This window comes from Vibrio sp. A8-1, from assembly GCF_013048685.1.
In the GTDB taxonomy this organism is placed as follows: Bacteria; Pseudomonadota; Gammaproteobacteria; order Enterobacterales; family Vibrionaceae; genus Vibrio; species Vibrio metschnikovii.
The window spans coordinates 1-690 of record NZ_VHTC01000114.1 but is presented as its reverse complement, the minus strand read 5'-3'; the positions used below and the strand labels follow the sequence as shown (position 1 = coordinate 690).

The window sequence follows — 690 nt, the reverse complement described above, 5'->3', positions numbered from 1 at the left end:
TGCCTACTTTCAGCAATCATTGGTGCAAATAAGATCCCAAATAAGTTGAAGCGAATTAGCCTGCGGAATCAATGGGCAAACAACACCAAAGGAAGAGACCGTTCAGCGACAAATGAACCTTTTGTGTGCACAATTTATCAGAGCAGAGCCGGAAAAAAGCGCACAAACATCGATAAACTTGCGCTAACCAAACACTGTCAGCAAGCAAGATGTTCATGAGATCCCAAACATGCTGAAGCGAAATAGCCAGTGGAATCAATGAACCAGTAACACCAAAGAAAGAGACTTTTCAGCAACTATTGAATCTTTTGCGTACACAATTTATCAGAGCAAAGTTGTCCGAAAAAACAGAAGCATCGTTCAACTTTCAATATCCACCAAAAAGAACAATAAACTCATAATATCAATCAATTAGAATAGAAAACCTCTAAATCAGGCTAGGTTTTCCCATTAAAATTTATATATTGATTTTGCTGAGGTTCAATAAAGCATAACGCCGCGTTAAGGGGTGAGCAACGCAACTACAAACTCACCGCATTGCACTAAAAACCAATAAAATCAATGCATAACGAAAATGCTACGCGTTGCGAATCCCTCTTGAACGCTTTGTTATGTGCGTGTTTCAGATTGACACAGAATCCCTAATTCAGCCTGCTTCTTTTTACTTAAACCACTTGAAACAATTCTATA

1 protein-coding gene is annotated in these 690 nt (G+C 38.6%); it reads left to right on the top strand.

Annotated features, from left to right (window positions below):
* Positions 1-219 (top strand): hypothetical protein (locus tag FKN93_RS17630; RefSeq protein WP_212755198.1); only part of this gene is annotated, 219 nt, incomplete at its 5' end.
* Positions 220-690: the final 471 nt, after the last annotated feature.